Genomic DNA, 5,415 nt, shown 5'->3' on the forward strand with positions numbered 1-5,415 from the left:
CGGCAAGGAGAACGCCGGCAAGGAGAACGCCGGCAAGGAGAACGCCGGCAAGGAGTACGCCGACAAGGAGGCGAACGGTGCCGGCCATCAGGGGAAGCATGATCACGACGGGAACGAGGAGCGGGGCAAGCGGGTGGGGTGCGACCCCAATGAGCTGATCGCCGCGATCACGAATGCGAACGAGCAGGGCGGGGGGGCCCTGAGTCTGGCGGAGAATTGCACCTACATCCTGACGACCGAGCAGGATGGTAACGGGCTGCCCCAGATCTTCCAGCCCGTGACAATCTACGGCAACGGCTCCACCATCACCCGCGCTGCCGCCGCCGACCCCTTCCGTATCTTCGAGGTCGAAAACGGCGGCGACCTCAAACTGCGCGACCTCACGATCTCCCACGGCAGGTCGGACGCAGAAGAGGACGGCGACGGCGGCGGGATCTACGTCAACGCAGCGGGCCGGCTCGACCTGGACTGCGTCACCCTCGACACCAACTCCACAGACAGCCAAGACTACGATGGTGGTGCGATCTACAACGAGGGTGTCACCAACATCCATCGCAGCACCCTCAGCAACAACAACGCCGAGGACGGCAGCGCCCTCTACAACGACGAGGGCAAGGTGACCATCACCGCGTCGAAGATCACCAACAACGCCGCCGACTCTGACGACGGCTACGGCGCCCTCTACAACTACTACGGAAGCACCTCCGTCAGCAAGAGCGAGATCAGCCGCAACACCGCCTACTACGGTGGAGGCGTCTACCACGACTACGGCATCACGGAGATCGACAAGAGCGTCCTCAAGTACAACTGGGCAACGTACGAGGGCGGCGCCGTCTACGTCGGCGGTGAGTCGTTCTACCTGAGCAAGAGCGTTGTCGAGTACAACACCGCCGACTCCGGCGGCGGCCTGTACCTCTACTACCCGTCAGTGGTCGAGGACTCCAAGATCCGCGAGAACGTCGCCACCGATGGCCACGGCGGTGGCATCTACATCGGCGACGACGTCTCCATCCGCCGCAGCGAGATCACCCGCAACCGCGCCCCGGGAGACGGCTACACCGCCGGCGGAATCTACAACGACTCCAGTTACACCACCATCCTCACGGATGTCGACGTGACCGAGAACTACTCCGACGAAGCCCCCGGCGGCTACAACAACACCGGCTCGACCGTCCTCACCTACGGCGACGTCAACATCGTCGACAACGACCCCACCAACTGCACCCCCAGCGCCTCCCCGGTACCCGGCTGCTTCGGCTGACACAGCCGGCGGGACGGCCACCACCAGTCACCCCGCCGCACACACCCCGGTCCCCGGCAACGGCTGAGTCTTCGCAGCGGGCCGATCAGCTGACGGCCGGGTGTACGCGGGCAGCGCCGAACGGAAACGGCTCCCCGACGGTCGAGTGAAGGGTCCGCCCTTCAACTTCACCGTCCGGGAGCCCCGTTGGTGTACGGACTGAATTTCTCACCCCGTCGAGCGTCCCGGACCGCGGGCTCCCTTGCCCGAAGGAGTGGCGTTCCACCGGGTCTGACACGAAACTAGAGCGAACGTGGCAGGTCAAGCGGCTGCGATCGGTTCTAACTGATCGTTTCAAAATGAAGTTACTGCTCCCTCCTCGCCCGCCGAGGCGTCACCGGTACCCGGGTCGGTTGCCGGCGGATGACCGCGCTGCCCTGCGGGGCATTGTTTACGTGCTGTGCAAGGGCGTGAGTTAGACCGCCCTCAACGCCTTCGACATCACCTTCGACGGCCGGCTCGCCGCAGTCCGTCAGTAACCCCAGCCACCCCGGATACACCGTTCGATTGACAGACCCACGGTTGTGCCGCAGGTGGTCGGCGAGCTTCCGGATGACCAGCGGGGAAGGGCCTGCCCAGAACGGTCGGGCGGGTGGTGGCCGCTTGGACGACGAAGTCCTCGTCGTCACGATCGAGAAGGCGGGGACGGGCCTCCCGCCCAGCGAGGGTTCAGGCAGGCGAGCCCCATCTCGATGAACTTGTGGATCATGTCGCGACGGTGTCCTCGTCAGCCTGGACCAGACGGGCTTTGACGGGGACCGTGCCCGCCAGCCGAAGCCAGGAGCATCATCGCCCGCCGAAACCGCACCGAACTCCTGCCGCCCCGCCGGACGATGTGCTGGAGTCTCTGGCCCTCCTGCTCGGTCAGCCCGCGAACCCGGACCGGTTTCGCCATGCCGCCTCCCCACGCTGCTTGGAGCACTCAGTTGCAACCAGCACAACGAGCAACTCGGAGAACATTCCCGGTCACAGCACGAGCAGGTCAAGTCGGCTGGGAACAGGGCTTCGCTGACCCCGTGGGTACGGGCGGTACTGATTTCGTGCACGGCGCCGGGGAGCACGGATGAGGCTCAGCAGCGGCCGAACGGATCAGTGAGGACTTGGGCATTCATTCCCTGCTGCTTGTACTTCCCGCTGTACAAGGGCCGGTCGGCGACGATCTGGTCGATCGCCAGCAGGGTGCCGTCGAGGATCTCGTACGCCTTCGTCGTCGCGGCGCGGACCGTGTCGGCGCCGACGAGACGTACTACTCGCAACACAAGCGGCACGGCATTATCTGCAAGTCATCGGTACCCCGAACGGCACACCGCTGTGATTGTCCCGGGCGCTGCCCGGCCGCCCCCATGACCTGCCCGTGGCCCGTGCCCACGGCCTCGTCCAAGCGGACCTGACCTGGCAGATCCTCGTCTTGGCCGACAAGTACCAAGGCGGACATCGCACGCCACCGCCCGCACCTCTACAACGACGAGAACTGTCGAATCAGTACAAGCAGTTCAACAGGGAACACGCACACCTGCGAGCAGCGGTCGAACGGGGCTTCGCCCCGCCTCAGCAGTGGCGGATCTTCCGCAAGGCCCGATGCAGCACCAACCGGATCGGGCACCGTTCACACCCCTAGATCACCTGGCGATCAGGAGGGGAAAAGCTCAGCCAAGATGCCGCCCGCTGAAGAGTTTGGTGCAGAGCGCGCTTGAGCGGGCTGGGCGAACCAGCAATGAGTTGTTCACAGTCGTCGGCCGCGTTCGGCCGACGCAGGGGGGATGTCGGGGTCCCCGGCGAGGTGGAGCCGCCGCAGAGTGGATTCGATTTCCTGCTCGAAGTGCTCTGCGGAGATCAGGCGCTCCCAGAGAGGATCGGGCATGCCAGGGACTGCGGCGCCGCGGGCGGTCCATTCCGTCGCAAGCTGAGCGTACAGGGGTGCGGACGGATCTGTGATGTCTTCGGTGCCGTTGCGGCGGGCATGCGCCGGACGAGTCCGGGCAGCGTCCGGGTGGGACATGAGATTGGGGGCATGAGGCACGTGCTGGCTCTGCCCCGGAATGTGAGCCAAGGGGTTTCGCTGATCAGCGGTCACGACCCTCAAAACGATTCTTCCGCCCGGTGGACACCCGCGCCCGCTGCTCGATCGCACTTTGGTGTGGTGTAACTGTTCATTCGGCGGTGCCGGGCAGGCAGGGTCGATCGATTCGTTCACTTCGGGGCTGGCGGAGCGGGAGGTAGAAGAGGTCGACGCCGGTGGCGGCCAGTTCCTCCCGGCTTCCCGATGGACCGACTGTGGGATGAAGTCAAAATGAGACCGCTTTACGTGGATCGCCCTCACGGGGAGTAACTTGCCGTGCGTGGGGGCGTTGAACCCGGTGTGACCAGGATGACGATGCGACTCATCCCCATCATCGGCGCCCAGCCACGCGGTTCCACGCCCCAGCCTGGAGCCGATCTTCACCGAACTCGCCCCCACTGAGACCCACCGGTGCGGGTACCCGTCGAAGCTCCGCAGCCCATGGAGTCGTCATCGCTACCGGGCGACGCGCTTTGGGCTGCCGGAGCGGCGCCCGGGGTCGGGCCGGTGCCGATGTCTTGGGTGCGTTCCCCTCCGGCACGTGCTCAAGGGAAGAGTGTTGCGTCAGTGCGACGGCGCGCGGGCATGGCGCCAGGCAGGGCAGGGAAGGTAACGGATGGAGTGGGTGACTGCCACTTTTCGCTGCTGACAAGGAGCGCCATGCTTACTCACGCCTTTGACCAAGGGGTGCTGGTCATCTCCATCCACAGCGAGATCGGCATCTGCGACCGGGCCGCAGTAGCTCGGCACCCGCTTCAGACATGCCGTCCGCGGTGTCGTGGTGGAACTCGTCGACTCCGCCTCGCCGGCGGGGGTCGCCTGGTGCTGCTCGCGCACCGCCTGAACAGGCAATGGAAAATGCCGCTGGCGTGGTCACTTGAGTGCCGGAGGCCCGGGAATTGGTGTCGCAAACGCCAGGAACGCGAGGCCTCTGGTTTTCGCGACGGTGGCGCAGGCTGCTCGGGGGCTGTCGCGGGGCGGAAGCTTGCATCGTGACAGCGCGGACAATCCGATGTGAGCCGTGGGTCGTTGTCATAGGTGGGCCGGCGGCGCCCGGCGGACGCGCATGCAGGTATGCCGGGGAGCATGCACCGTAGGGGGAACCCGTGAGCGTGCCGACGAAAGTGGCCGCCCTCGTCAGGCGCGGTGACGTGATCGGCTACGAAGGCCAGTGGCGCAGGGTACAAGCCCTCAGAATGGAGACGGACTCGATGGGCGAGCCGTCGGTGATCGTGGCCTGGGAGGGAGGCGGCTTCGACCGGTTTCCCGCCGAGGACGAGTTGTTGCTGCAGACGCCTCGCCTGTTCACATAGGGGCGGCTTGAAGGGCGCAGAGACGCCGCCTCCCCAACGGTGCCAAGTCCGGATGGAGTGCCCGTCGTCAGGTCGGCACAAGCCTCGACGAACTGGATAAGACCGTGTCCATGTGGTGAGGTGAAGGCGATCCACTTGATCACCGAGCGGACGGGTCTGCCCCTGTTCGTCGGAATCTCGGGCGCGAACCTGCACGACAGCCAGGCACTCGAGCCCCTGGTCCGCGGGATACCGCCCGTCCGCTCCCGCCGCGGCCGTCGACGGCGCAAGCCTGCCAAGCTCCACGCGGACAAGGGCTACGACTATGCCCACCTGTGACGATGGTTACGCGGACGCGGCATCAAGCACCGCATCGCCCGCAAGGGCATCGAGTCCTCGCAGCGACTGTGCCGCCACCGCTGGACCATCGAACGCACCATGGCCTGGCTCGCCGGCTGCCGCCGACTCCACCGTCGCTACCCCGGCCTCCTCGACCTCTCCCGCGTCGTCCTCGACTCCGTACACGTGCGGGCCAAAAAGGGGGGGGGCGAACTCACAGGTCCGAGCCCCGTGGACCGGGGCAAGCCAGGTTCCCAAATGCACGTCCTGCCGGACGCGAACGGCCTGCCCCTCGTTGTCGGCGGCTCGGCCGCCGAAACCCACGACGGTCAGGCCTTGAAGCCGATGGTGCTCGGTCACCAAACGAGACACGACCCCCACCGCGGCCGCCACTTCAAACCCCAACGCCTCCACGCCGACAAAGC

At 66.0% G+C, this 5,415-nt stretch carries 4 protein-coding genes and 5 pseudogenes; 6 read left to right on the top strand and 3 right to left on the bottom strand.

The window, feature by feature from the left end:
• Window positions 1–1,261 (top strand): right-handed parallel beta-helix repeat-containing protein (locus tag ACWGIU_RS28290; RefSeq protein ID WP_453710443.1); only part of this gene is annotated, 1,261 nt, incomplete at its 5' end.
• A gap of 338 nt (window positions 1,262–1,599) precedes the next feature.
• Window positions 1,600–1,716: pseudogene (locus ACWGIU_RS28295) on the top strand (IS5/IS1182 family transposase); the annotation flags it as partial.
• Between the two features lie 102 nt (window positions 1,717–1,818).
• Here the strand turns inward: ACWGIU_RS28295 and ACWGIU_RS28300 are convergent.
• Window positions 1,819–2,195, bottom strand: a pseudogene (locus ACWGIU_RS28300) (helix-turn-helix domain-containing protein); the annotation flags it as partial.
• A gap of 82 nt (window positions 2,196–2,277) precedes the next feature.
• Window positions 2,278–2,532, bottom strand: a pseudogene (locus tag ACWGIU_RS28305) (IS5/IS1182 family transposase); the annotation flags it as partial.
• 83 nt (window positions 2,533–2,615) lie between these two features.
• Between ACWGIU_RS28305 and ACWGIU_RS28310 the strand changes: the two are divergent.
• Window positions 2,616–2,918: a transposase family protein gene (locus ACWGIU_RS28310; RefSeq protein WP_453710445.1), complete on the top strand. Its 303-nt coding sequence runs from the start codon at window positions 2,616–2,618 to the stop codon at window positions 2,916–2,918.
• A 105-nt stretch (window positions 2,919–3,023) separates the two neighbouring features.
• Here the strand turns inward: ACWGIU_RS28310 and ACWGIU_RS28315 are convergent, their stop codons facing one another.
• On the bottom strand, window positions 3,024–3,161 hold the full coding sequence (locus ACWGIU_RS28315; protein WP_453710446.1) for a hypothetical protein: 138 nt from the start codon (window positions 3,159–3,161) through the stop codon (window positions 3,024–3,026).
• 1,304 nt (window positions 3,162–4,465) lie between these two features.
• On the opposite strand from ACWGIU_RS28315, the gene ACWGIU_RS28320 reads away from it, so the two are divergent.
• The 3 genes and pseudogenes from ACWGIU_RS28320 to ACWGIU_RS28330 form a co-directional block, all read left to right on the top strand.
• Window positions 4,466–4,672, top strand: coding sequence for a hypothetical protein (locus ACWGIU_RS28320; protein ID WP_453710448.1), 207 nt, complete (start codon window positions 4,466–4,468; stop codon window positions 4,670–4,672).
• Between the two features lie 129 nt (window positions 4,673–4,801).
• Window positions 4,802–5,131: pseudogene (locus ACWGIU_RS28325) on the top strand (transposase); the annotation flags it as partial.
• Window positions 5,132–5,134: 3 nt separating this feature from the next.
• A pseudogene (locus ACWGIU_RS28330) lies at window positions 5,135–5,415 on the top strand (IS5/IS1182 family transposase); the annotation flags it as partial.

The sequence above is a fragment of the Streptomyces sp. NPDC054840 genome, from assembly GCF_053611065.1.

Coding starts and splice junctions, on each gene's coding strand:
- ACWGIU_RS28315 (WP_453710446.1), bottom strand. CDS start 3,161: ATGCCCGATCCTCTCTGGGAGCGCCTGATCTCCGCAGAGCACTTCGAG.